24 protein-coding genes are annotated in these 25,596 nt (G+C 58.8%); 7 read left to right on the plus strand and 17 right to left on the minus strand.

The features are described 5' to 3' along the window. Positions 1-9 precede the first annotated feature (9 nt). Complete coding sequence (locus QRN85_RS13090; protein WP_284758441.1) at positions 10-1,827, minus strand: monovalent cation:proton antiporter-2 (CPA2) family protein; 1,818 nt, start codon at positions 1,825-1,827, stop codon at positions 10-12. A 36-nt stretch (positions 1,828-1,863) separates the two neighbouring features. Continuing rightward, on the minus strand, positions 1,864-2,232 hold the full coding sequence (locus tag QRN85_RS13095; RefSeq protein WP_284758444.1) for a gamma-butyrobetaine hydroxylase family protein: 369 nt from the start codon (positions 2,230-2,232) through the stop codon (positions 1,864-1,866). A 179-nt stretch (positions 2,233-2,411) separates the two neighbouring features. Between QRN85_RS13095 and moaA the strand changes: the two genes are divergently transcribed. The 5 genes from moaA (at position 2,412) to mobB (ending at position 6,813) form a co-directional block, all read left to right on the plus strand. Beyond that, entirely contained in the window at positions 2,412-3,401 is a 990-nt protein-coding gene (gene moaA, locus QRN85_RS13100; RefSeq protein ID WP_284758871.1) for a GTP 3',8-cyclase MoaA, read from the plus strand. Between the two features lie 148 nt (positions 3,402-3,549). Further along, complete coding sequence (locus QRN85_RS13105) at positions 3,550-4,452, plus strand: DMT family transporter (protein WP_112963613.1); 903 nt, start codon at positions 3,550-3,552, stop codon at positions 4,450-4,452. Continuing rightward, on the plus strand, positions 4,449-5,675 hold the full coding sequence (locus QRN85_RS13110) for a multidrug effflux MFS transporter (protein WP_284758447.1): 1,227 nt from the start codon (positions 4,449-4,451) through the stop codon (positions 5,673-5,675). Before QRN85_RS13105 ends, QRN85_RS13110 begins: the two co-directional genes overlap by 4 nt. Then, positions 5,675-6,304, plus strand: coding sequence for a molybdenum cofactor guanylyltransferase MobA (gene mobA, locus QRN85_RS13115; RefSeq protein ID WP_284758449.1), 630 nt, complete (start codon positions 5,675-5,677; stop codon positions 6,302-6,304). The genes QRN85_RS13110 and mobA overlap by 1 nt, the downstream gene beginning before the upstream one ends. Beyond that, positions 6,301-6,813, plus strand: a complete 513-nt coding sequence (gene mobB, locus QRN85_RS13120; RefSeq protein ID WP_112963616.1) for a molybdopterin-guanine dinucleotide biosynthesis protein B — start codon at positions 6,301-6,303, stop codon at positions 6,811-6,813. Before mobA ends, mobB begins: the two co-directional genes overlap by 4 nt. Positions 6,814-6,866: 53 nt before the next feature. Here mobB and QRN85_RS13125 read toward each other — a convergent pair whose 3' ends face one another. The 13 genes from QRN85_RS13125 to QRN85_RS13185 form a co-directional block, all read right to left on the minus strand. Then, entirely contained in the window at positions 6,867-8,423 is a 1,557-nt protein-coding gene (locus QRN85_RS13125) for a peptidoglycan DD-metalloendopeptidase family protein (RefSeq protein WP_284758873.1), read from the minus strand. Between the two features lie 342 nt (positions 8,424-8,765). Then, the gene (locus tag QRN85_RS13130; RefSeq protein ID WP_062589552.1) at positions 8,766-9,419 is read right to left on the minus strand and encodes a protein-L-isoaspartate(D-aspartate) O-methyltransferase; all 654 of its coding nucleotides are present in this window, start codon (positions 9,417-9,419) and stop codon (positions 8,766-8,768) included. Further along, positions 9,416-10,192 carry a 5'/3'-nucleotidase SurE gene (gene surE / locus QRN85_RS13135; RefSeq protein ID WP_112963799.1) on the minus strand — a complete coding sequence of 259 codons (777 nt, stop codon included), beginning with the start codon at positions 10,190-10,192 and terminating at the stop codon, positions 9,416-9,418. Before surE ends, QRN85_RS13130 begins: the two co-directional genes overlap by 4 nt. A gap of 168 nt (positions 10,193-10,360) precedes the next feature. Further along, positions 10,361-11,644, minus strand: a complete 1,284-nt coding sequence (gene serS / locus QRN85_RS13140; RefSeq protein WP_062589551.1) for a serine--tRNA ligase — start codon at positions 11,642-11,644, stop codon at positions 10,361-10,363. Between the two features lie 95 nt (positions 11,645-11,739). Then, the gene (tatC, locus tag QRN85_RS13145) at positions 11,740-12,552 is read right to left on the minus strand and encodes a twin-arginine translocase subunit TatC (RefSeq protein WP_062589550.1); all 813 of its coding nucleotides are present in this window, start codon (positions 12,550-12,552) and stop codon (positions 11,740-11,742) included. After that, complete coding sequence (gene tatB, locus QRN85_RS13150) at positions 12,549-13,433, minus strand: Sec-independent protein translocase protein TatB (protein WP_284758454.1); 885 nt, start codon at positions 13,431-13,433, stop codon at positions 12,549-12,551. Before tatB ends, tatC begins: the two co-directional genes overlap by 4 nt. 61 nt (positions 13,434-13,494) lie before the next feature. Beyond that, on the minus strand, positions 13,495-13,713 hold the full coding sequence (locus QRN85_RS13155) for a twin-arginine translocase TatA/TatE family subunit (RefSeq protein WP_062589548.1): 219 nt from the start codon (positions 13,711-13,713) through the stop codon (positions 13,495-13,497). A 158-nt stretch (positions 13,714-13,871) separates the two neighbouring features. After that, a complete protein-coding gene (scpB, locus tag QRN85_RS13160) occupies positions 13,872-14,522 on the minus strand; it encodes an SMC-Scp complex subunit ScpB (RefSeq protein ID WP_284758875.1) in 651 nt (216 codons plus the stop codon). 70 nt (positions 14,523-14,592) lie between these two features. Next, complete coding sequence (locus QRN85_RS13165; protein WP_112963621.1) at positions 14,593-15,438, minus strand: segregation and condensation protein A; 846 nt, start codon at positions 15,436-15,438, stop codon at positions 14,593-14,595. 52 nt (positions 15,439-15,490) lie between these two features. Beyond that, the gene (nagZ, locus tag QRN85_RS13170) at positions 15,491-16,507 is read right to left on the minus strand and encodes a beta-N-acetylhexosaminidase (protein WP_284758459.1); all 1,017 of its coding nucleotides are present in this window, start codon (positions 16,505-16,507) and stop codon (positions 15,491-15,493) included. A 250-nt stretch (positions 16,508-16,757) separates the two neighbouring features. Then, positions 16,758-19,802, minus strand: a complete 3,045-nt coding sequence (locus tag QRN85_RS13175) for an SPOR domain-containing protein (RefSeq protein WP_284758461.1) — start codon at positions 19,800-19,802, stop codon at positions 16,758-16,760. A 66-nt stretch (positions 19,803-19,868) separates the two neighbouring features. Next, a complete protein-coding gene (argS, locus tag QRN85_RS13180) occupies positions 19,869-21,626 on the minus strand; it encodes an arginine--tRNA ligase (RefSeq protein ID WP_113099564.1) in 1,758 nt (585 codons plus the stop codon). A 73-nt stretch (positions 21,627-21,699) separates the two neighbouring features. Further along, a complete protein-coding gene (locus QRN85_RS13185; protein WP_113099525.1) occupies positions 21,700-22,917 on the minus strand; it encodes a deoxyguanosinetriphosphate triphosphohydrolase in 1,218 nt (405 codons plus the stop codon). A 192-nt stretch (positions 22,918-23,109) separates the two neighbouring features. On the opposite strand from QRN85_RS13185, the gene erpA reads away from it, so the two are divergent. Both erpA and xth read left to right on the plus strand, forming a co-directional pair. Next, positions 23,110-23,439, plus strand: a complete 330-nt coding sequence (gene erpA / locus QRN85_RS13190; protein WP_112963625.1) for an iron-sulfur cluster insertion protein ErpA — start codon at positions 23,110-23,112, stop codon at positions 23,437-23,439. A gap of 95 nt (positions 23,440-23,534) precedes the next feature. Then, the gene (gene xth, locus QRN85_RS13195) at positions 23,535-24,329 is read left to right on the plus strand and encodes an exodeoxyribonuclease III (RefSeq protein ID WP_062589541.1); all 795 of its coding nucleotides are present in this window, start codon (positions 23,535-23,537) and stop codon (positions 24,327-24,329) included. Positions 24,330-24,380: 51 nt separating this feature from the next. Here xth and exoR read toward each other — a convergent pair whose 3' ends face one another. Continuing rightward, on the minus strand, positions 24,381-25,175 hold the full coding sequence (gene exoR, locus QRN85_RS13200) for an exopolysaccharide production regulator ExoR (protein WP_062589540.1): 795 nt from the start codon (positions 25,173-25,175) through the stop codon (positions 24,381-24,383). Between the two features lies 1 nt (position 25,176). Continuing rightward, on the minus strand, positions 25,177-25,572 hold the full coding sequence (locus tag QRN85_RS13205) for a hypothetical protein (protein ID WP_284758469.1): 396 nt from the start codon (positions 25,570-25,572) through the stop codon (positions 25,177-25,179). Between the last annotated feature and the right edge of the window lie 24 nt (positions 25,573-25,596).

Raw genomic sequence — 25,596 nt, forward strand, 5'->3', positions numbered from 1 at the left:
CATGGCGGCCTAACTTTCCTGTGCCGCCTCTTCCCGAGCTTCCCGTTCGGCACGTTCACGCGCGGTGCGGGCAGCGACGATATCGGCGGGCTGGGCGTTGCCGCGAATGAGAGAGCGACCGGCATAGACGCCGCCGACAACCTCAAGCGCAAAACGCTCCTTGTCCACGTCCCGGAATTCTTCCACCAGCCGTTCTGCCAGCTCGATTTCCTCGCCAACCGCAGTCAGCACCTTTTCGCTGAAATTGAGGGCAGACTCATATGTCTCACGGATCTGGTAGTCCACGCCGGCCTTCAAAAGGTCGAGCGCATGGCCGCGATCATAGGCACGAGCAAGAACGGGCACCAGAGGAAACTCGTGCTTGACGATCTCGGCGATGCGAATTGCCGCTTCCTTGTCATCGACGCAGATCAGCACAGCGCGGGCTGATCCGGCGCCTGCAGCGTGCAGGATTTCCGCGCGCGACCCGTCGCCGTAGTAGACCTTGAAGCCGAAGCTCGACGCATCGCGAACGAAGTCGGCATCCTTGTCGACCAGTGAAAGCGTGTAGCCTCGCGCCAGAAGCGGCTGGCTGACAATCTGGCCGAAGCGGCCAAAGCCGATCATCAAGATGCTGCCTTCGACATTTTCCGGCAGGTCCAGGTCGCCCGTCTCAGGTAGCTTCTTCGGCATGATGCGGTCATGCGCAATGACCATCAACGGTGTGAGAATCATCGAGATGATGATTGTTGCCGTCAGCACGGCATTGGCTTCGGCATCGAGAATACCGGCGGCAGCAGCCGCAGAATAGAGCACGAAGGCGAATTCGCCGCCCTGCGCCATCAGCACGGCGCGTTCGATGCTTTCACGCTGGCAGGTGCCCAGAACGCGCGCGACACAATAGATCAGCAGCGCCTTGACCAGCATATAGGCAACAACGCTCATCATCACCAGCTGCCAGTTTGCGGCAATCACCGTCAGGTCGATGGCCATGCCGACGCCGAGGAAGAACAGGCCAAGCAGGATGCCGCGAAAAGGCTCGATATCCGCTTCCAGCTGATGCCGGAACGACGATTCCGACAAAAGCACACCCGCCAGAAACGCGCCCATGGCCATGGAAAGCCCGCTGACCTGCATCAAGAGTGCCGATCCGAGAACGACCAGCAACGCTGCCGCCGTCATGACTTCTCGCGCACCGGACGCAGCCAGAAGTCGGAAGAATGGATTAAGCAGGTAGCGGCCCGCAACGATGAGCGCAACGATTGCGGCCAGTGCGATACCAATCGAAAAAAGTCGCTCACTCAGCGTGACTGCTTCACCACCAGCGCCCAGGAAGGCGACCAGCACAAGAAGCGGCACGATGGCCAGATCCTCGAACAGGAGAATGGCAATGATACGCTGACCTTTCAGCGTCGACATGCTGTTGCGCTCCTGCAGCATCTGCATGACGATGGCCGTTGAGGTGAGCACGAAACCGGTGCCAGCAACAAAAGACGGTATCAGCGAAAAGCCCAGCGCAAGGCCGATCAACGTCAACCCCGCCATGCAGGTGACGACCTGAAGCGCGCCAAGGCCAAAGATATCCTTTCGCATCGACCACAGACGCGAAGGCTGCATTTCAAGCCCGATGATGAAAAGAAACATCACCACGCCCAGTTCGGCAATGTGGATGATGGCCTGCGGATCGGAGAATGCGCCAAGACCGAATGGGCCAATCACCAGACCGGCAGCCAGATAGCCCAGAACCGACCCCAAGCCTATTCTTTTGAACAATGGGGCCGCAACGACGCCCGCCGCCAACAGCACGACAACTTGCGCCAGATCATTCGCATTTCCCTCGACCGCCAAGTGCCACCCCTGTCTTTGCCTGAATATGCATTTCTGCTAACGGATTTTAGGCTCTCGGCTCAAGCCTTTTTCGGCGAGTTCCTGCTCGTAAGCTGTGAACAGTGCGTCACCACGCTCGCCCAGCTCGAACAAATACCTCCAGGTGAAGATGCCGCTGTCGTGGCCATCGTCGAAGGCTATGCGGACGGCGTAGTTTCCGGTCGCAACAACGGCCTTGATGCAGACATTCCGTTTGCCAGGAACCGTGATCTTCTGGCCGGGTCCGTGCCCCTGCACTTCGGCTGACGGTGAAAGAACTCTCATCATTTCGGCGGGCAGATCGAACGAAACACCGGTGTCGAACGTTACCACCATGTTCTTCCTGTCTTTCGATATGCGCAGTTCCGTTGGCCAGGGCTCACTCATTTTTCATTTCCGCAACATGATAATATACTGCACACTTATGACCTTGCCCGCCCCCGGGCAAGCCACTACATGAAGACATCAGCGCGCACGCACCCCAAGAATGCACTGGAGATTACAGCTTGAACAGCTTCCTCGGATCGCTTCCCAAGGCGGATACCCTGACGGAAAGCAAGGCGCCGATGGTGGACCCCTTCGGTCGCGCTGTCACCTACCTGCGCGTCTCGGTAACGGATCGCTGCGATTTTCGCTGCACCTACTGCATGTCCGAGCATATGACGTTCCTTCCAAAGAAGGACTTGCTTACCCTTGAAGAGCTCAACCGGCTCTGTTCCGCCTTCATTGAAAAGGGCGTGCGCAAGATCCGTCTGACGGGCGGTGAGCCCTTGGTTCGCAAAAACATCATGCATCTGGTGCGTGATCTCGGTCGCCATGTTCGAGCGGGTAAGCTGGATGAACTGACGCTGACGACCAACGGGTCGCAACTGGCAAACTACGCAGCCGAGCTGCATGACTGCGGCGTGCGCCGCATCAATGTCTCGCTCGACACACTGGACCCGGACAAGTTCAAGCAGATCACCCGCTGGGGCGACTTTTCCAAGGTCATGGCCGGCATCGACGCCGCATTGGCTGCGGGCATCAAGATCAAGCTCAACGCGGTGGCGCTCAAGGATTTCAACGAGCACGAAATCCCTGAACTCATGCGTTTCGCCCATGCGCGTGGCATGGACCTGACGGTCATCGAAACCATGCCCATGGGCGAGATCGAGGAAGATCGCACCGACAGATATCTGCCTCTGTCGCAGGTCCGGGCCTCGCTGGCGCAGCAATTCACACTCGATGATATCGGCTATCAGACCGGCGGCCCTGCCCGCTATGTCCACGTCAAGGAAACCGGCGGAAGGCTGGGCTTCATCACGCCGATGACCCATAATTTCTGCGAGAGCTGCAACCGCGTGCGCCTGACCTGCACGGGAACGCTCTACATGTGCCTGGGGCAGGACGATGCTGCAGACCTTCGCACTGCCTTGCGGGCATCCGAGGACAATGCGCTCCTGTCACAGGCGATCGATGAAGCGATCCTGCGAAAGCCGAAGGGGCACGACTTCATCATCGACCGCACCCACAAGCGCCCGGCCGTCGCACGCCACATGAGCGTGACGGGCGGGTGAGCCTGCTTTATTCGATGTTGCTGAAATTATTCGATTGAAATCCCGGTAGCCACGTGCGACCCATTCACTGTAAGAGGAGTGGGCGGAGTCGTCATATGTGCATTTAGCGCGTCTTGGCAGCCCCGTTTGGGATCTGGGATTTGGAATAATGGCATTGACGGAGAATATGCGCGGCGCTTTGCTCATGGCGCTCGCGATGGCTTGCTTTACGATCAACGACGCATTCACCAAGTCCGTCACGCCCTACATCAACACCGGCCAGATCCTTTTTGTGCGTGGCGTCATGACCTGTGTTCTGGTCTATTTCATCGCACGCCACATGGGCGCGCTGCGTCCGCTAAAGACGATCCTGCGCCCCATCATCCTGCTTCGCTGCCTCTGTGAAGTCGTGGCATCCATCCTTTATCTCAGTGCACTTGCATCCATGGGCTTTGCCAATGTGTCGGCCATCATGCAATCGCTGCCGCTGGCGGTTACGCTGGGCGCCGCCATCTTCCTCAAGGAACCGGTCGGCTGGCGGCGCTGGACGGCCATCCTCGTCGGATTTATCGGCGTACTGATCATTCTGCGGCCTGGCCCGGATGGCTTTACGACGGCAGCCCTTCTGGTCGTGGGCGCCGTCTTCGTCACCGCCGGGCGCGATCTCCTGACGCGGCGCATGTATACCGATGTGCCGTCACTGACGGTGACAATGACGACAGCTGTGGTCAACACCTTGTTCGGCGCAGCCCTCATTCTTCCCTTTGGTGGATGGCAGCCGATGGACAGCTATGTGTGGTCTCATCTTTTCATGGCCGCCATTCTGGTCGTCATCGGCTATCAGGCCGTCATTCTTTCCATGCGCAGCGGCGATATCGCTTTCGTCGCGCCCTTCCGCTACACCAGCATGATATGGGCATTTTCCATCGGCTATTTCGTGTTTGGAGAAAAGATGACGGCGTGGATCCTGCTTGGCACGGCCATCATTGTTGCGTCTGGCCTTTACACCTTCTATCGCGAGAGCCGCCGCAAGCAGCCACCACTGGCAAAGACAGCGACGAGAATTCAATGACCGGCGTCAAGTTTCTCGATCGCACCACGCCGCCGCACATCGCAACGCTGGTGCTCGTCTCGGGCGTCGCCGCCCTGTGCGTGAACATCTTCCTGCCTTCGCTGGCAGCAATGGCCGTCTATTTCGAGACGGATTACGCCGTCATGCAATTTGCCGTTTCCGGATATCTGGCAGCGACGGCCATTCTGCAGCTCGTCATCGGCCCGCTCTCGGACCTGTTTGGTCGTCGCCCGGTGCTGTTGGCCGCACTGGTCATCATGATTGCGGCCACCATTGTCTGTGCGCTGGCTCCCAGTGTCACCGTCTTCATCATTGGCCGCGTTTCCCAGGCGGTCATTGCATCCGGCTTCGTGCTTTCGCGCGCCATCGTCCGCGATATGGTGCCTGCGGATCGTGCGGCCTCGATGATAGGCTATGTCACCATGGGCATGTCCGTCGTGCCGATGATCGGTCCTACCATTGGCGGCTTTCTCAATGATTTCTCCGGCTGGCAATCCAGTTTCCTGCTTGTCGCCTGTTGCGGGCTGGCCATCCTCTTTCTTGTCTTCTTCGACCTTGGGGAAACCAACCGCCAGAAATCCGCAAGCTTTTCGGAACAGTTTCAGGCATGGCCACAATTGCTGCGCTCTGCCCGCTTCTGGGGCTATGCCATGACCTCGACCTTCACGTCAGGGCTGTTCTTCTCCTTTCTCGGTGGCGCGCCCTTTGTCGGCTCGGTCCTGTATGAGCTGACGCCTGCCATTCTTGGAATGCAGTTCTTCTTCATGGCCGGTGGTTACATGCTCGGAAACTTCCTGTCGGGGCGTTATGCGCGGCAGATCGGCATTCCCGTCATGATGCTGGCCGGAAACGTCATCTCCACAATCGGCATCATGGGGGCCATCGCCCTGCCCTTTCTCGGCCTGAACACCCATTATGAGTTCTTCCTGCCGCTTGCGCTGATTGGCGTCGGCAATGGCGTCACATTGCCCAGCGCCAATGCAGGCATGGTCAATGTCCAGCCGCATCTGGCGGGCTCCGCGTCTGGCCTTGGCGGTGCGCTTACCATCGGCGGTGGCGCGGCACTGTCTGTCCTTGCCTCCTCGTTGCTGTCGAAAGAGGCGGGCACCATGCCGCTCCTCGTGGTGATGTTGCTCAATGCTGTTCTTGCCCTTATGGCAAGTGCCTATACCGGCATTCAGGAACGCCGACACCAGGAAGCCATGCAGCAAGGCAAAGCATGATGACATCAAGAGCAGAAACGCCCGGCCTCATTCTGGCCGGCGGCCTTTCCAGACGCATGGGAACAAACAAGGCGCTGAGCGTGCTTGGCGACAGACCGCTCCTTTCGCATGTCATTGAACGCATGGCGCCGCAGGTCTCCCGGCTCGCCCTCAACGCGCCCTCGGGCTGGGCTGAAACCTTCAACCTGCCCTTGGTGCCAGACACCAAGACCGGTCATGCCGGTCCGCTGGCGGGCATTCTGGCAGGTATGCGCCACTTTGCGGCCAATGCGGCGCAGGCAACGCATTTTCTCACCGTTCCGGCAGACAGCCCGTTTTTCCCGGAGGATCTGGCATCACGCCTTGGCGAGCATGTTACCGGGCAAGACGCCATCGTCATCGCGGCATCCAGCGGCCATGTCCACCCGGTCATCGGCCTTTGGCCCGTCTCCATTGCCGATGATCTGGAGCTTTGGCTGACGGATGACAACAACCGCCGCATCCGCAGCTTTCTGGCCCGGCACGTGACGCTTGGCGTCTCCTTCTCTCCGCTTGAAAGCGCAACCGCCAGCATCGACCCGTTCTACAACATCAATACGCCGGACGAACTTGCGACAGCCGAAACATTCCTCAAGAGCATGACCGCATGACACAGAAAGTATTCGGAATTTCCGGTTGGAAGAACTCGGGCAAAACAGGCCTTGCCGTCCGCATCGTTACCGAACTGACGGCGCGCGGCTATCGCGTCTCCACCATCAAACACGCCCACCACGACTTCGATATCGACAAGGTGGGCGCCGATAGCTGGCGTCACAGGCAGGCGGGCGCCCATGAGGTGACAATCGTATCTGGCACGCGCTTTGCCATCATGCATGAGCTTCGCGGCGGCCCGGAACCCTCGTTCGAGGATATTCTCGCGCGCATCGCACCCTGCGACCTTGTCCTCATCGAAGGATATAAATACGAGCCGGTGCCCAAGATCGAGGCGCGGCGGCTGGAGGCCGCCAAGACCGAGCCGCTTGCACCAACCGATCCGCACATTGTCGCAATTGCCGCCGATCATGCCATACCGGACGCGACGCTTCCGGTTTTCGATCTGGACGACACATCCTCCATTGCTGATTTCATCGAGAAGACCGTCGGCCTTTCGCGCGGCTGAACGCAAAAAAGCCGGGCAATTACCCGGCTTTTTCGACCCTTGAGACGCAAAACCTATTCAAGGAAAGAGGAAGGGTTCACCGGTGTCGCATCCTTGCGGACTTCGAAGTGAACCTGTGGACGCTTGGCGCTGCCGGTCATGCCTGATGTGGCGATGGTCTGGCCGCGCTGAACCTTCTGGCCACGCTGGACATCAAGGTTGGCGGCATTGCCGTAAACCGTGACGCGGCCGTCGTCGTGGCGGATCAGAACCGTGTTGCCAAGCTGCTTCAGACCGTTGCCGGAGTAGATGACGACACCATTTTCCGCAGCCTTGATCGGCGTACCCTCGGGCACGGAAATATTGATACCGTCGTTGCGGCTGCCATCGACATTCTCGCCGAAGCCGGAGATTACAGCGCCGCGCACTGGCCAGCGATATTTGCCGATGCCGGTGGATTCAGGTGCAAGAGACGCCATGTCGGACTTCTTTTCGACATCGCTGACGCTTGCTTCGGCCGCAGGTGCCTTCGGCACTTCTGCCTTTGCAACGGCTGGAGCTTCAGCAGCCTTTGGTGCTGCAGGCTGGGCTGCCGGCTGCTGCTGCACGGATGCCGTCTTGATGCCATCTGTCGCAGCACCAGGAATTTTCAGCGTCTGGCCGATGCGGATGCTGCCATCCGTAATGCCGTTGGCCGCCTTCAGGTCTGCAACGGATACGCCATTTGCACGTGCAATCTTCGCAAGGCTGTCACCGGTCTGGACCTTGTAGCCGCCCGTTGGTGGAAGTGGCTTGCCGCCGGGAGGCGTCAACTTGCCCGCTTCTGCCGAAGCCTTGTCACGCGCAGCACCCTGTGAAGGCAGTACGGCCACGTTCTGCTCCGGACCGCGCGTTGGCGTCGGGCCGTTGTTGTTCTTGCTCAGATCGATATTGCCCGATGCAGCGCGGGCTGCGTTGCGGGACTGACCGAACTTAGGAATGATGATCGACTGGCCGGGTGCCGCTGCAGACGCGCTGGAAAGACCATTGGCCTCTACGAGCGCCTTTTCAGGAACGCCGTAACGCTTCGACAGCGTGGCAATCGTTTCGCCGGACTTCAAGGTAACAGACGACGCACCATCGGTATGCCAGCCGTTTCCATCGGCCTTGATCGATCCGGTGGACAGCTTGTCTGCCACTGGAGCCGCGCTGCGTGCCGAAGCCATAGATGGGCTTGCGCTTGCTGTTGCCGAAGGCAGCGGCTGCGACATGGCCTGGCTGCGAGACGAGGAATCGCGGCTGGAAGAAGGAGAAGGCGGTGAAAGTTCCGCACGCTGCACAGGCGCCGAAGAAGAAGCTGCCCGCGCCGATGATGGCTGCACCGAACCGTAGCCGCCCGAAGAGGCAGGATATTGCTGGTTGCCAGCCATATTCTGGTTCGCGTAGCCGCCCTGCGGGCCAGACGCCGCATAGCCGCCGCTATTGACATCACCCTGCGGCACAGGGGCCTGACCGTACGCGCCACCGGCTGTACGGTTGGGTATGGAAGCCGTCGTCATCTGGTCCGGTCCACTGGAGAAGAGGCCGCCAAATCGCGTGGCGTCCGAGCTACAACCTGTTGCGACGCTTGCCAGCAATGCCGCTGCGAGCATCTTTGCGATTGATTTTCCGATTTTGGGCGAATTACTCATACGCATGACTCGATCTACACTGACGCCAACCGCCGCATCGGGATCGATCCGGCTCTAACCACACTCTGCAAGGCCCCTCTCCCAGATCGGGAAAACCATGCGTCGATGGATATGATTAAAGCGCGTTAGTGTTACCACGCCGTTAAAGCGTTAAGCAGTTTGCGATTTTTTTGACACTTCGATAACCATGAAACGCCCATGAAACGAGCCTTCGGCGCACGTAAATCTGCTAAAACAGTTATAAATCAAATAGTTGGAAAAAACCGACCTTCGTTCCACATCATGGTGGGGAATTGCGATTTATCATAAATAGCGCGCGATGTGGCTTTCGATGGGCAGATAGGGCGTTTCGAACATTTCCTCGCGCTCGAAACGGCTGCCGGTCTTGGAAAAGCGGGTCATCACGCAGCGTCCGTCTTCCAGAATGATGGGCGCTATCATCATTCCGCCGGAGACGATCTGCTCGGTAAAGAAGCGGGGCATGGCGGTGAACGCCGCCGTAGAGATGATTCGGTCAAAGGTGCCCTCGCCGACAAGGCCGTTGGTGCCGTCCGCCTGACGAATGACAACATTGCGGATACCCAGATCGTCCATCCGGTTCTGGGCCAGCAGCACGAGTGTCTTGTAGCGGTCGATCGAAACCACGCGTTCCGCGCGTCTTCCCAGAACGGCCGTCATGAAACCGCTGCCGGTACCGATTTCCAGCACGCGCTGGCCCGGCTTGACCTGAAGCCGGTGGACCGCCTTCACCGCCATGTCGGCGCTTTCCATGAAGGCACCGCAGTCTATGGGAATGGTGCGGCTGGAATAGGCATCGGCGGCGAACTGTGCTGGCACGAATTGCGAGCGTGGCGTCTGCTCCACCGCCGTCAACAGGTCGATATCGGAGATGCCTTCGGCTCTCAACCGCAGCACGAGGGACGCAAACCCCTCCTTCTCCACCATCGCCGATTTCACTGTTTCACTCCCAGACCAAGCGCTGCCGCAACGCGATCCTTGACCGTGTAATCGGTCAGATCAAGCTTGAGCGGGGTAACGGAAATCTTGCCATCCTTGACCGCGTGAATATCGGTGCCATCACGGAAATTGCCGAGACGTTCGCCAAAGCGTAGCCAGTAATAGGGAATGCCACGGCCATCCTGCCGTTGGTCGACAGTCAGGCCAAAATCCAGCTTGCCCTGCTCGGTGACGCTCACGCCCTTCACATCGGCGGGCGCGCAATTGGGGAAGTTGAGATTGAGGAAGGTTTCGCTGGGAAGATCGACATCGATCAGTTTGCGAATGAGATCGGGCGCATGGGTCTCTGCCACTTCCCAGGGGACGACTCGTTCCGCGTGGCCGGTATAGGCAAAGGCCTGGCTCAGCGCAAAGGAGCGCACACCCTGCAATGTGCCCTCGATGGCACCGGCAATGGTGCCGGAATAGGTCACGTCATCGGCCATGTTCGCACCGGCATTGACACCGGACAGGATCAAATCCGGCTTGCCCGGCAGCACTTCCCGCACACCCATGATGACACAGTCCGTCGGCGTGCCGCGCAAGGCGAAGTGCTTGTCGGAAATCTTGCGAAGACGTAGTGGCTCGGACAGCGTCAGCGAATGCGCAAGACCGCTCTGGTCCGTTTCCGGCGCCACGATCCAGACATCGTCGGAAATCGTGCGGGCGATACGCTCCAGCACCGCCAGACCTTCGGCATGAATACCATCGTCGTTCGTCAGCAATATCCGCATGGTGTTCTCCGCTCCAGTTCTTTCAGCAGCATTCCCAACCTTCCGTCATTCCGGCCTTGAGCCGGAATCCAGCCGCTGCGCGTCTGCGCAGCGAGAAGGTTCTTACCAGACCAAAGACTTGGTCTGACTGGATCCCGCATCAAGTGCGGGATGACGAGACTGGGTTCGCTACGCAGCCTTCTCGATGCGCTTAAGTCCGCCCATATAAGGCAGCAGCACGTCAGGGATCGTTACCGATCCGTCCTCATTCAAATAGTTCTCGAGAACCGCGATCAGGCAGCGACCGACAGCCGTTCCGGAGCCATTGAGCGTGTGGACGAACTTCGTCGCCTTCTCGCCCTTGGCGCGGTAACGGGCATCCATGCGGCGTGCCTGGAAGTCACCGCAGACCGAGCAGGACGAAATCTCCCGGTAGGTATTCTGACCGGGCAGCCACACTTCGAGATCGTAGGTCTTGCGTGCGCTAAAGCCCATGTCGCCGGTGCACAGTGTTATGGTGCGGAAATGCAGGCCCAGACGCTTCAGCACTTCTTCAGCGCAAGCCGTCATACGTTCCAGTTCCTCGATCGAGCTTTCGGCGTCCGTGATCGATACGAGTTCGCATTTCCAGAACTGGTGCTGGCGCAACATGCCGCGCGTGTCGCGACCCGCCGATCCGGCCTCGGAACGGAAGGACGGCGACAAGGCGGTAAAGCGCAGAGGCAGCTTTTCGCCTTCCAGAATTTCGCCGGCAACGAGGTTGGTCAGCGTCACCTCTGCCGTCGGGATCAGCCAGCGACCATCCGTCGTCTTGAACAGGTCTTCGGCAAATTTTGGCAACTGGCCGGTTCCATACATCACCTCGTCGCGCACCATCAGCGGCGACGACACTTCCGTATAACCGTGCTCGCCTGTGTGCAGGTCGATCATGAACTGGCCCAGCGCGCGCTCCAGGCGTGCAATCTGGCTGGTCAGAACGGTAAAGCGCGAACCGGAAAGCTTGGCGGCACGGTCGAAGTCCATGTAGCCGAGTGCTTCACCGATTTCGAAATGCTCCTTGGCTGCATGGTTCCAGCCGGGCTTCTGGCCGACAACGCGGGCAACGACATTGTCATGCTCGTCCTTGCCCACGGGAACATCATCAAGGGGAATGTTTGGAATGCGCGACAGGGCATCGGTCAGCTCAGCCGAAACCTGGCGGTCCTCCTCCTCAAGCCGGGGCATGGTCTCCTTGATATCGGAAACCTCTGCCTTCAGCTTTTCAGCCAGCTCGGCATTCTTCTGCGCCATGGCAGCGCCAATTTCCTTGGAGGCAAGGTTGCGGCGCGATTGCATGTCCTGGAGGGTCTGAATGACGGAACGGCGCTTTTCATCGAGCGCAATCAGGCTTGCGGATTGCGGCTCGGCATTGCGGCGAGCAAGGCCTGCATCGAAAGCTTCTGGGTTTTCGCGTATCCATTTAATGTCGTGCATTGTGGTTCCAGACCGTAATTTGCATCATGCTTTAAAAACAAAACGCCGGGGCAATGGACCCGGCGTCTGGAGAAAAGCTGGCGGATGGTTGACCGTCAGACGTCAGCGGGACTTTCAAGCTCCCGGCCTGCGATCTCCTCAGCGCGCTTTTTCTCCACGAGTCGAGCCAAATAGATGGAAATCTCGTAGAGAAGGATCGCTGGCAAAGCAAGACCGATCTGGGACATCGGATCCGGCGGCGTCAGCACAGCGGCAACGACGAAAGCTGCAACAATCGCGAATTTCCGCTTTTCACGCAGCCACTGGCTGGTCAAAAGGCCAACACGCGCAAGAAGCGTCGTTACCACAGGCAACTGGAATACCAGACCGAAGGACAGAACCAGCGTCATGATGAGGCTGAGATATTCAGATACTTTCGGCATCAGCGAAATGGCAACTTCGCCGTCCTCAGGCAGCTGCTGCATGGCGAGGAAGAACCACATGACCATGGGCGTGAAGAAGAAGTAGACCAGCGCGCCGCCCAGCAGAAACAGAAGTGGCGATGCGATGAGAAACGGCAGAAATGCCGCCCGCTCATTCTTGTAAAGACCCGGCGCCACGAATTTATAGAGCTGCGAGGCGATGACGGGAAATGAAATCACCAAAGCGCCGAACATGGCGACCTTGATCTGCGTGAAGAAGAATTCCTGCGGCGCGGTATAGATCAGCGAAGACTTCGCAACATCCAGCCCGGCCCATATCACGGCCCATTTGTAGGGAATGACAAGCAGGTTGAAGAGATGCTTGGCTACCGCGAAGCAGGCGATGAAGGCGACAAAGAAAGCGCCGAGCGACCAGATCAGTCGCGTGCGCAATTCCATGAGGTGCTCGATAAGCGGCTGTGGCTTATCTTCGGTGTCCTCACTCATGCTTCACCCTTCTTGGCCTTCGCCGTCTTTGCTGTTTTCGCAGGCGTCGAGCCAGCTATTGTCTCCGCACTGCCTTGATCGACAATGGCCTTGGCCAACTCAACCATCGGCTTGCCAGCTGCGACGGTAGCCTTGGCGGCCTTGGCCTTGCCAATCTTCGCACCGGCCTCAGTCAGCGTCTTCGGTTTGCTGCTTTTGGGAACGACCGTCTTTGCACTTGTCGTGTCCAGAGCATCGGCCTTGGCGGAAACGGTTTTCGCCACCCGCTTCGGCTTTGCTGCCACCTTTTCAGCCTCGACTTCCTGCACGGATTTGGCGGGAGCGCGCTTGCGCACAGCCTTTGGCTTTTCCGCAACACTGGGCTGCGCCTGGGCCGTTGCGGCGGCGACGGCTGCGGGCGCAACGGTCGCCGGGACCGTGGCAGGAGCGGCCGTGGCCGGACCCGTTGCAGGTGTTGCGCTTGCGGTCGAAGCCTCTGTCGCAATCACCGGGGGACCATCCGGCAGCTTCATTTCGGGCTCGGAGAGGCTGACAGCGGATAGATCCGCTGGAGCACTGGTTGCTGGCGAGCTTGGCGGTGTCGTTGCACCCTGCAGATCGGAGCGGATTTCATTTCCCAGCTGGCGAAGCGGGTTCATGGCATCGCGCAGCGAGTTCGTAGGGTTGAGATTGCGAACGTCCGAGATCGTCTGGCGCACATCGTCCATGTCGGCCTCTTTCAAGGCTTCGTCGAACTGGGAGCGAAAATCGCCCGCCATCTTGCGCAGCCCGGCCATCGTCTTGCCGAAGGCGCGTATCATGGGCGGCAGGTCTTTTGGGCCCACGACCACGATCAGCACGACCGCGATCACAAGCAGCTCGCTCCAGCCGATATCTAACATCACAAAGCTCCTGACACGCCTGAGGGTGCGGCCTGCTGATCAGGCCGCGCCGAAAGATCCATCACTTGATCTCGTCAGCCTTGTGGTCGACCGTTCTGGAATTGACGTTGCTGTTAGGGTCTGCCGGCGGAGGCGTCGTGTCTTCGTCGGCCATGCCCTTTTTGAAGCTCTTGATGCCCTTTGCAACATCGCCCATCAGTTCGGGAATCTTGCCGCGACCGAAAAGGACCAGCACGATGACCAGAACGATCAGCCAATGCCACACACTAAAAGAACCCATAACGCAAACTCCCTGAATTTTGCTTTGAACCGATGTAAGACGTTTGCGGAGGTTTTTCAAACACCAAAATGGCTATTCAACAAACGATGGCGCACTATAAATCGGCAGATTGTCAAATGTTGGCAACTCTTTGTGATCACGCTGCAATCGGGGCGAGATCATCTGTCCGGCTCATCACCACGTGGTGCAAGCAGACCCAGCTCCTCCAGATCGAGCTGGGTGATGGGATCCTCGTCTTCTGTCAGTTCGTCGCTCATCGACGGCAGGGGAATCCCGAAATTGGAAGGGATACGGCCGGACAGAAGCCCTGCCCCCTTCAATTCGTCCAGACCCGGCAGATCGCGCAATTCCTCAAGGCCGAAATGGTCCAGAAATTCCACGGTCGTTCCCATCGTCACAGGCCGTCCCGGCGTCCTGCGGCGTCCGCGGAATCTCACCCAGCCAGCCTCCATCAGCACATCCAGCGTTCCTCGTGACGTCTGGACACCCCTGATATCCTCGATTTCGGCACGCGTCACCGGCTGGTGATAGGCAATGATCGCCAGAACTTCCAAGGCTGCGCGAGAGAGCTTCTTCGGCTCCTTTTCGTCCGCCCGGATGACGAAGGAGAGATCCCCCGCCGTTCGGAACGCCCAGCTTCCACCCACCTGCACAAGGTTGACGCCACGGTCGCTGTAGAGCGCTTTGAGCCTCGCCATAATCGCTGCGACATCCACGCCCTTCGGCATTCGCTCAGCAAGAAATGCTTCGGTCACGGGCTGTGCGGAGGCAAACACAAGCGCTTCCGCAATGCGCTCTGCTTCGCGCATCTGCCGCTCGCCGATGCCTGATGCCCTTGCGTTTTCCTCGTTCGGTGCGGCGGGGTGGTCCGCTTCCGTCTCAATCGACATCCTGTGTCCTTTTCGTCATGCGCTCGCCCGCGCGCGTTCCCTTGCGCATATAGATGGGCTGGAAGGCGCCGTCCTGGCGAATCTCGAGCGAGCCTTCCCGCACCAGCTCCAGCGATGCGGCAAAGGCGCTGGCCATGGCCGTGGCACGCATGGCTGGTTCCGGCACATATTGCAGAAGGTAGCGATCAAGCTCCGTCCAGTCCCCGATGTCGCCAAGCATGGAGGTCAGCAATTCGCGCGCATCAACCAGCGACCAGACCTGTCGCTTTTCAATCGTGACCTGAGTAATGGCTTGCCTTTGGCGCAGCGTCGCATAGGCGCTGAGCATGTCATAAAGACTGGCCTCGAAGGAGGAGCGGCTCTTGTGGGGGATATGCTCCGGTGCACCGCGCGCAAACACGTCCCGGCCCAGCTGGTGGCGGTTGACGAGCCTTTCGGCGGCTTCGCGCATGGCTTCCAGCCGCTTCAGCCGGAAGGCCAGTGTCGCGGCCATTTCCTCGCCGCTCGGTCCATCATCCTTGCTTTGCTGCGGGATGAGCAGCTTGGATTTGAGAAAAGCCAGCCATGCGGCCATGACGAGGTAATCGGCAGCAAGCTCAATGCGTACCCGCCGCGCCCGCTCCACGAAAATGAGATATTGTTCAGCCAGCGCCAGCACGGAAATACGCGAAAGGTCCACCTTCTGCGTGCGGGCGAGATGCAGCAACAGATCGAGCGGGCCTTCAAAGCCCGCAACATCGATCATCAGGGCAGATTCGCCGGTGGCACGCTCAGGTTTGATATCTTCCCAGAGCTTTTCCATCGGCGCGCCGCCGCGCGATTTATCTGCTGCCATTCATCTGTCCACCGGGCCTGAAATCTTGGATACCGCCCGGCTGGATTGCGGATCAGGCAACCGCCAGCATGGCGTTGAATTCGTCCCTGAGCGCCGCTTCATCGGAACCGTCAACCGCCGGGAAACCGGTCTCGACAGCCCGAACACGCTCCAGAGCCTTGCCGGAAAGAACAGGCACTTCCTTCACGACCTCAAGCATTTCACTCATCACGCCATTGCAATGCAAGACTATATCGCAACCACCCGCAACAATATTGGCGGCGCGTTCACCCAGCGTGCCCTTGAGGGCATTCATCGAGCTGTCGTCCGATATGAGAAGGCCGTCAAAGCCAATCCTTCCACGGATGATCTCATCGATGACCGTTGGCGAGGTCGTTGCCGGGCGTTCCGCATCAATGGCGGTGAACACCAGATGCGCGCTCATGGCCATCAATTCCCGGTTCAGTGCCCGGAACGGCACGAAGTCGTGGGCGTCCAGATCGTCGATGCTCACATCCACTACCGGCAGTTCATGGTGCGAATCGACAAGGCCCCGGCCATGGCCGGGCATGTGCTTCATCACGGGCAACATGCCGCCCGCCTTCAACCCGTCCGCTGCCGCCTGCCCCATGGCGGCAACAAGCGCCGGATCGAAACCATAGGCTCGGTTGCCGATGACATTGCTTGCCCCCTCCACCGGCACATCAAGAACCGGCAGGCAATCGACGTTGATGCCGAACTTCATCAGATCGAAAGCGTGAAGGCGCGACATCAGCCATGCGGCGCGCAGTCCCTGAGCCTTGTCACGCAGATAGATTTCTCCCAGCGCCTGGGCGTTGGGATAGGATTGCAGCAGAGGTGGCCGAATGCGCTGAACGCGCCCGCCCTCCTGATCGATCAGCACCGGCGCGTCGGGGCGACCGACAGCATCACGCATCGAAGCCACGAGGTCTGTGATCTGCTGCGCATCGCCGATGTTGCGCCCGAACAGAATGAAGCCCCACGGACGTTCTGCCTTGTACAGCGCAATTTCGTCCTGCGTCAGTGTCAGGCCGCTACAGCCAAGGATCATAGCTTTCGTGTCGGTCATGGATGTGTCCTGCTGGTTCTGGGGCGTAAGTGTCGAGAGCGATAGCGATCCGGGCCCAAGGCCTTTCCGTTTGTCCCGTCATCCCTCGGGCTTGTCCCGAGGATCTAACGAACCACAACATTCAACGCGGTCGGATCCTCGGGATAAGCCCGAGGATGACGTCGCAGTTGGGGAGAAGCGGCGAGACCTGCCATCAATAAAGCCGGGATAGCAGAACTATCCCGGCTCCAATTCTTCTAAGGCCTACAAATCAACGGGCAATCAGGCAGCTGCCGCCCGCAGAGCGAAGGCGCTCGCACAATGCGGCGGCTTCGTTCTTGTCGCCTGCCGGAATACGAACGCGGTAGAACGTACCCTTGCCGGCAATTTCCGCTGCCTTGATGTCGACGCCGCGTCCGCCAATCACGGAGCCGAACTTCGCGGACAGGTTCACATAGGACTTCTGCGCTTCAGCCTGGCTTGGCAGCGATGCGACCTGCACGAAGTAGCCTCCGGTAGACGAGCTGTTCGTCGCAGCCGTCGGAGCGGCTGCAGTTTCCTGCGCTGGCTGCGATGCTGGCGCCGGGCGAACATTACCCTGGTTGGTCACAGTCGCCACTACATTGGCAGGCTGCGAAGCCGGGCGCGATGCAGGCATCGGTGCCGCTGTCTGGGTTGGCTTTGGCGCGGCGGCTACAGGTGCAGCCGGGGTGGCAGCAGCAGGCGCAGGTGCCTGCGCCGCTGGCTGTTCCGGGGCAACCGGCACACGCGATGCGGCGATGACAGCCGGAGCATTTTCTGCTGGCGTATTTGCCTGCGGTGCCGCCAGTTCCTCGACCTTTTCGGCCTGCGGGGCAGAAGCTGCCGGTGCAGGCACTTCCTGCGCCACCAGCGTGCCGTCAGGCTTGACGATCATGGTGCGGACCTTGCGAGGCGAAACATTGACGGGCGATCCGCCGTTGTTCTGTGCTTCCTGGGCCTTTTCTTCCGGCGAGAGCAGACGTGGATCTTCCGTTTCACCGACAGGAGTAGACGTCGCTGCTTCCATATCTTCGTTTTCGCCTTCAAGCGGCAACTGCTCCGGAATGAGCGTGCGCTGGACGACATCCACAGGCTGCTCATTAGTGGAAATCAGCGAAGGCTGCTTGGGGTCTGCGGGCGCGCCACCGGCAACACGGTCATAAACCGCCTTGTCCTGGTTAGGCACAACACGACCGCCGGGATTTTCAGGCACGACCTTGGTTGGTTCGCTATCGGCAGAAATGATGACAGGCGCTCCGCTGGAACCCTGGCTTCCCGCACCGCCGAACATCAGAGCGTATGTACCGCCGCCGACAAGGACAACGCCGATAACGGCGGCCATTGGAACGAACCAGCGGCGCATACCGCCACGATCTTCATCCGTGTAACGCACCTGGCTTGCCAGATCGGTTGGCGCCATTCTTTTGCCGGACGCGCGCGTTTCTGCGGCTTCCTGCATGCTGCGGCGGAAATCCTGCTCCAGAGCGCGCTCGAATTCGTCGACCTCTTCCTGGCTTGGCTGAGGCTGGCGCGGCGCGGTATTTCGGTTGCGATCAAGCCCGCCAGAAACGACCGGCGCAAACAGGGTCGCAAGCTCGGTGTCGAGATCGAGATCCTCTTCCTGACGGCGCGGCGCAGGCTTCGGTTCGAAAACGCCGACTGGCAGTTCCGGAACTTCCATCTCCGTGATGGTCTCGGGCTGGTCTTCCGTTTCGCCGATCTGCGAAGGATCGAATGGTAGGCTTTCCAGTGTGGCTGGCGGTGCAGCGACAACCGGCGCGGCGGGCCGTGGTGCTTCCTGACGCATGACAGGTGCTGCCGCAACAGGCTGCGGACGGGCCGGAGCCGCCGCAACGGGTGCAGGAGCAACGACAGGCTTTGGTGCCACGACAGGAGCCTGCGCTACCGGTGCAGGCTGAGGCTTGGCAACGGGTGCCGGTGCTGGCGCCACGGGCACGTCGATATTGGCAATTTCGGAAAGATCGATATCAAAGTCGATATCATCGAGAGCAAGCTCGAAGTCATCATCCTTGAAGCCGTCGAAGTCGCCCAGATCGAGATCAGGCTCTTGCTTTACGGCTGCAGGCTGGAACTCGGGCTCGGCACGCTTGGCAACGACCGGCTGCGGAGCGACAGGCGCGGGAGCAGCAGCGACGACCGGTGCAGCAACCATTGGCGTTGCAGCAGCGACGGGCGGCGCAACAGGCACTGTGGGCTCGAAACGAGCTGCCGGAGCAGTCACTGTCCCGATTTCATACTTGGACACATCGTAGATCAGCTCGTCCATGGCCGACAGCTTCTGACCGACAGGAGCTGCAGGTTCGGCATGGTTGACGGGCGCTTCGATGGGCTGCGTGAACTGCGCGGCCACGGGCGCGGGAGCAGCCATTGCAGGCTCGACTTTCGGCGCAACCGGCGTCGCACGTGGCGCACCGAAATTGGCAAGCGGAAGGCGAAGGCTGGAGTAATCCAGCGAAGACCGTCGTGCGATGGGCGGCGATGACTGGAGCGGCGCTGGAGCTTCGTCAGCAACTGACATTTCCAGTTCGCTGGCAAGATCTATGGCCACTTCGCCGGAGGTCTCAGCCATATGTTCCCAGTTTGGCTGGTAGGATGCCGCTGGCTCCACGTAGACCTCGGCAGGAACCTCCACAGCAGCCGCATCGATGCGCTGCTCATAGGCTGCTACTGGCTCTGGAACGTCGGCGTAGCTGACCGGCTCAATATAGGCCTCAGGCTCGATGTGAGCTGGTGCCTCGACATGCACGGGAGCATGTGAAGCAACGCTCTCAACATCTTCATGCGACGGAGCATTGCGATGCGCGACATCAAACAGGGCCGCAACCGATTCGGGATCGTCACTGAAATCGTCGCGAAGATTGGAAGCCGGAACTGCGGCATGGTCTGCGACGAGGTAATCTTCTGTCTCAGCCGGTGCATAGTGCTCGGCGGGCGCAGCAGCAGGTGCCGCAACCTCGGGCTCTCTGCGAGCGAAAACCGATTCGACCCGCTGCATGAACTCACCGGCAGGAACCGGCGAACGAATATCGTTGGCGGCATCCAGCACGACTGGCTCATGACGGGGCGAATCATAGATCGCGAATTCGCGAAGCAACTCGTCTTCCAGATTGAACTCCGGCTCCCGACGTGCGCCCGGTTGTGGCGCAGCCGGGGAAGCGACATGGGAAGGACGATCCTCTTGAGCGACTAGGCGCGCAAGCTGCGCCAAGGGATCGTTGTCAGCGAATTCATCTGCCCGGTTATCCCGGTTATACGCGACATTTTTTTCGACCATTACGTGTTCCACCATCTACGCATCACAGCACTTGCCAGCGTATTGTGAGCAAATAATGGTGAGATGTCATCGCATTTCGTCAGGTGCGTTTGCCCCAAGGAGCGTCAGTCCAGACTTCAGTACATTAGCGACAGCATTCACCAGCCCGAGTCTGGCAACACTTAATTCTCGGTTTTTATCGTTAACAAAACGTAATTCTGGCTGATCTTTACCTTTATTCCAATGGCCATGGAAAGAACTGGCCAGATCGTACAGGTAAAATGCCAGGCGGTGCGGCTCATGATTGAGGGCCGCGGACTCGATCAGACGAGGGTACTCAGCCAGTTTAGCAATCAGCTGCAACTCATTGACATCGCTAATCAAAGCAGTGCTGGACGCCATGTTGATTTGCGATACGTCAAGATCTGGAAATGCTTCATTAGCCTGGCGGAAAACAGACTTGCAGCGCGCATGTGCATACTGCACATAAAATACGGGATTGTCCTTGGATTGCTCCGTAACCTTGGCAAAATCGAAGTCCAGAGGCTCGGAATTCTTCCGGTAGAGCATCATGAATCGCACCGGGTCGCGGCCGACCTCGTCCACGACATCGCGCAATGTCACGAAATCGCCGGAGCGCTTCGACATTTTTACCGGCTCGCCATCACGGAAAAGTTTGACCATCTGGCACAAAAGCACGGTCAGTTTCGACTTGCCCTCGGAGACCGCGCGCGCAACCGCTTCCAGACGCTTCACGTAACCGCCGTGGTCGGCACCCAGAACATAGATCATTTCGCCGAAGCCACGATCATACTTATCCTTGAAGTAGGCAACGTCTGCGGCAAAATAGGTATAGGAACCGTCTGACTTGATCAGCGCGCGATCCATATCGTCACCGACCTCGGTGGAGCGGAACAATGTCTGCTCGCGGTCTTCCCAATCATCCGGCAATTCGCCCTTTGGTGGCGGCAGGGTGCCCTTGTAGACGTGGCCCTTGAAGGTCAGATCGTTGATGGCAGACAGGATGGGCCCGGCATTGCCAGCGTGCAGCGTCCGCTCGGAGTAGAACACGTCGTGTTTCACGTTCAAGGCGGCCAGATCCTCGCGAATCATCACCATCATCGCGTCGATGGCCTTATCCTTGACGATTGGCAGCCACTGCTCTTCCGGCATGGCGCGCAGCTTGATACCGAATTCCTCGGCAAGCGACTTGCCAAGGGGCACCAGATAGTCACCCGGATAAAGACCCGGCGGAATGGCGCCCACATCTTCGCCGAGCGCCTCGCGGTAACGCAGGAATACGGAGCGTGCCAGCACGTCAATCTGCGAGCCCGCATCATTGATGTAATATTCCTTCGTCACCTCATAGCCGGTGAAGGCCAGAACATTGGCCAGCGTATCGCCCACGACCGCGCCGCGGCAATGGCCGACATGCATGGGTCCGGTCGGGTTCGCAGAGACATATTCGACATTGATCTTCTTGCCGGTTCCAACGGTGGAGCGACCGTAATCGACGCCCTGCTCTATCATGCCCGCCAGAAGACGCTGCCAATAGGCAACCGAGACACGGATATTGATGAAGCCGGGGCCCGCAACATTGACGCTGTCCACATCCGCATCCTGCTCAAGTGCAGGAACGATCAGTTCGGCCAGCGCCCGGGGGTTGGTACCAAGCGACTTCGCCAGCACCATGGCGGCATTGGTGGCAACATCGCCGTGGCTGGGATCGCGTGGAGATTCCACCGTAATGCGCCCGAAATCGACAGTATCGCGATGGGCTTTGACGAGGTCTATCGTCTCGAGCGCGTTTTTGATTCTGGTGTCGAAATCGGCAAAAAGGTTCATGATCATATACCTGCGCGAAAGGCTTGCATCTCATTCCGGGCAATCCGGATAGTCGGTTCGCGGTTGGCGCTGCCTATCGCAAATCGGGTGTGTGGTCAAACAGGCGCTGATGGGCTTTCAGTGCATAACTGTCTGTCATGCCGGCAAGGTAATCGCCTACATGCCGGGCTTTTGCGGGCGAACTCATGCCCGGAATGCTGTCTACCCAGTAGTGACTTTGCATTTCGGCTGGCGTTTCCATGTAGCGGTGGAAAAGGTCGGTCACAATCTGTGTCGCGCCTGCGCGGATGCGCATGATTTCGGCATGGCGATAAATATGTGCAAACAGCAACTTCTTGATCTGCCTGTCCGTTTCCGCCATCGCCGGGGAAAATGTCGCGATCGTGTGGTCGGCTGCGCGAATGTCTGCCGCGCATGTCGGCTTCAGCAGGGAAAGATTGTGCTGGGCGACGCCAATCACATCCTCCACCATGCGGGTAATCTGCCTGCGCATGATTTCGTGGGCAAACCGGTCATCATCGAGTTTGGGGTATTTCGCGCGCACTTCCGCCATCAGCCCGCTGAGGAAAGGCACTTCCTCAAGCATGTCGAAGGTCAGATATCCCGCCCGCAGGCCGTCATCGATGTCATGGGTGTTGTAGGCGATGTCGTCGGCAATGGCCGCCACCTGCGCTTCCAGGCTCGCGAAGGTGCCAATCTCGAGGTCCTGCATCTCGCAATATTCAAGGATGGGCAGCGGCACGGCCCCATGCGTGCCCTGCCCGCTTCTGCTTACCAGCGGACCGTTATGCTTGACCAAGCCTTCCAGCGTTTCCCATGTCAGGTTGATACCGTCATATTCCGCGTAACGCCGCTCAAGCTTCGTGACGATGCGAAGCGACTGGGCGTTATGGTCGAACCCGCCATAGGGCTTCAGCACGGCATCAAGCGCGTCCTCGCCCGTATGGCCGAAGGGGGTGTGGCCGAAGTCGTGGACCAGCGCCACGCCTTCGGCAAGATCCTCGTCCAGCCGCAAAGCGCGGGCGAGAGCGCGGGCAATCTGCGCAACCTCGATCGTGTGCGTCAGCCGGGTGCGATAATGGTCGCCATCGGGGCTGATGAAAACCTGCGTTTTGTGCTTCAGGCGACGGAAAGCCGTCGTGTGAACGATACGGTCGCGGTCGCGCTGAAATTCAGACCGTGTCAGGCTGGAGGCTTCCGGGAACAGGCGGCCGCGCGTGGTCCATGGATCGGTGGCATAGACCGCCCTCTCTCCGCTTCCGAACCCCAATGCACGCTGATCGATTATCATTCCATATCCTGCTGACTTTTATCACGCGGTCTTGCCATTGACCTTTTCATCTACCCTTCATACCTATCTCGAAGGTTGCCGCAAAGCGTCATCGCAGCGCAACAAGGCTATAGACCGTTAATTTGACTGGTTTATAATCGACTTTATACAAAACACAGCTCTCCGGTTCTTGACCCCGGTTGGAGAAACGACATGACCACTGCCATTACACTTTCAGAATCCGCCGCAAAGCGAATCGCCCAGATTGTCGCCGCAGAAGAGGGCAAGCAGTCCCTGCGGGTCTCCGTCGAGGGCGGCGGCTGCTCCGGTTTTTCCTACAAGTTCGACCTGGACGGAGAACCGACACAGGACGACCTCGTCATCGCGCGCGATAACGCCAAGGTCCTGATCGACAGCATGTCCGTGATCTACATGGAAGGTTCCGAAATCGATTTCGTCGACAATCTTCTCGGCCAGTCCTTCCAGATCAAGAACCCAAACGCCGTTGCAAGCTGTGGCTGCGGAACCAGCTTTTCCATCTGAGCCAAATACACATCGCGCCTGTTGATACCGTGAAAACGGGTGGCATTCGGCTGCGCATCGGTTAAAACGGTTTCCATCTGAGAATGGAACATCCGATGAAGATTGCCACCTGGAACATCAACGGCGTCAAGGCGCGCATCGAAAACCTTTGCCAATGGCTGAAGGATTCCGACCCCGATATCGCCTGCCTTCAGGAAATCAAATCCGTCGATGAGAATTTTCCGCGTCAGGAAATCGAGGCGCTCGGCTACCATGTGGAAACGCATGGCCAGAAGGGCTTCAACGGCGTGGCGCTGCTTTCCAAGATGACGCCGGACGAGGTCAATCGCGGCTTGCCGGGTGACGAGAGCGATGAACAGGCCCGCTTCATCGAAGGTGTGTTCTCTGTGTCCGGTGGCGTCATCCGTGTGTGCTCGCTCTACCTTCCCAACGGCAATCCGCCGGATGATCCCGTCAAATACCCCTACAAGCTGGCGTGGATGGAACGGTTGAGACGATTTGCCGAGAACCGGCTGCTGCTCGAGGAACCGCTGATCCTCGCCGGAGACTACAACGTCATCCCAGAACCCTTCGATTGCTACGATCCGCGCGCATGGGAGGGAGACGCACTCTTCCTGCCGCAAACCCGCGCCGCTTTCCGCAAGCTTGAAAATCTGGGCTTTACCGATGCTGCCCGCGCCACAACCGATGAGGCCGGTCTTTATACGTTCTGGGATTATCAGGCCGGCGCCTGGCCGAAGAACAACGGCATCCGCATCGATCACCTGATGCTGTCATCGGAGGCTGCGGACAGATTGCAATCCGTTTCGGTCGAGAAGCATGTCCGCGCATGGGAAAAGCCATCAGACCATGTTCCCGTCTGTGGCTATTTTGATTTCAAGCCCGTCTGAGGAACACAGCCAGCGGCACACGGTGCCAGTGCTGGCCAACCTCGCCCAGGATCAGTCCGCATCACCCAGCGCGATATTCTGCGCTAGCGAAATCGCCACGCGGCGATCGTCTTCGGCTGCAACAGAGAAGGCCTGTTCCTGCAGGTTCTGTATCCACTTGCAATTGACGGCGGAACACTTGTCCAGCGCAGCTGTCATGAAAGCGAGCCCGCGCACGGTCTGGCCTTCCTGAAACAGCAGATTGCCGAAGATAGACATGGCGCCGGCATGGCCGTGCTTGCGCGCCTGGTTGAGCCATTTCTTGGCCTGCTGCGCGTCTGCGCGCCCACCCTCGCCCGCCAGAATCATCTGTGCGAGTTCGAACTGGGCCTCAGCAACACCGAAGGTGGAAGCAACCTGGAAATAGAGCTGGCGGGCCTGCGACAGGTCGGTTTTGACCGGGCTGCCGGGAATGCCATGGCGATAGTAGTCGGCCAGCGAAAGCAGCGCGTTGACGAAAAAGCCGGTATCCTCGGAACCTGGCTCCACGCCTTGGCTGGCAATTTCGCTGTAAATCTTGAAGGCTTCGAAATCATTCTTGGGCACGCCGTCGCCGAAGGCATACATATTGGCAAGCGCCCAGCGAGAGCCGGTATGACCCTTTTCCGCCGCATAACGATAGGCCTCGACAGCATCTTCCTTCTTGCCGCTCTTGTAGGACTTGAAGCCGAACTTGAACAGGTCGAAAGGGCCGGATTCCTTCGTCACGCCGGAATTGATATCGAAAGCCGCAGCGGGCATTGCAAGCACCGCCAGCAACATGCCCGTACACAGTGGCCTAAAAACGTTGATGTCACATTTCAGCATTTCAACGGACTTCTCTCACTCTTCCCGGCGTATAGCGAATACTTGCGCGATACTGCAAAGCCAATTCGAGGCCGGGCTGCGAATTTAGAACACACTGCGTCTTTCCAGCCGCACTTTTCATCGTGCTGCCAGTGATCATTTGCGGCGGTCGATCAGTATTTGCATGAGAACGAATGTAAGCGCCGTTTCCGGCAACATAACGGCGTTTGGCAGCCGTTTGAATCGATCCAAGCAATAGAGGGAGAACTTTTCCCGTTTCTACTTGCTTAGATACTGAATCTACACCAGTTTTCACATTAACCACTTCCGCAGAACCACTTTCGAAGCCTGCATATTCTTCCCATTCCCGCGATCTCAAAAACAAGCAAGCAACTTGTTTGTGGCGGGAAATGGACAAATAAGCCCGCATTCTTACGCTACG

It is taken from the genome of Agrobacterium sp. fls2-241-TYG-188a, from assembly GCF_030209845.1.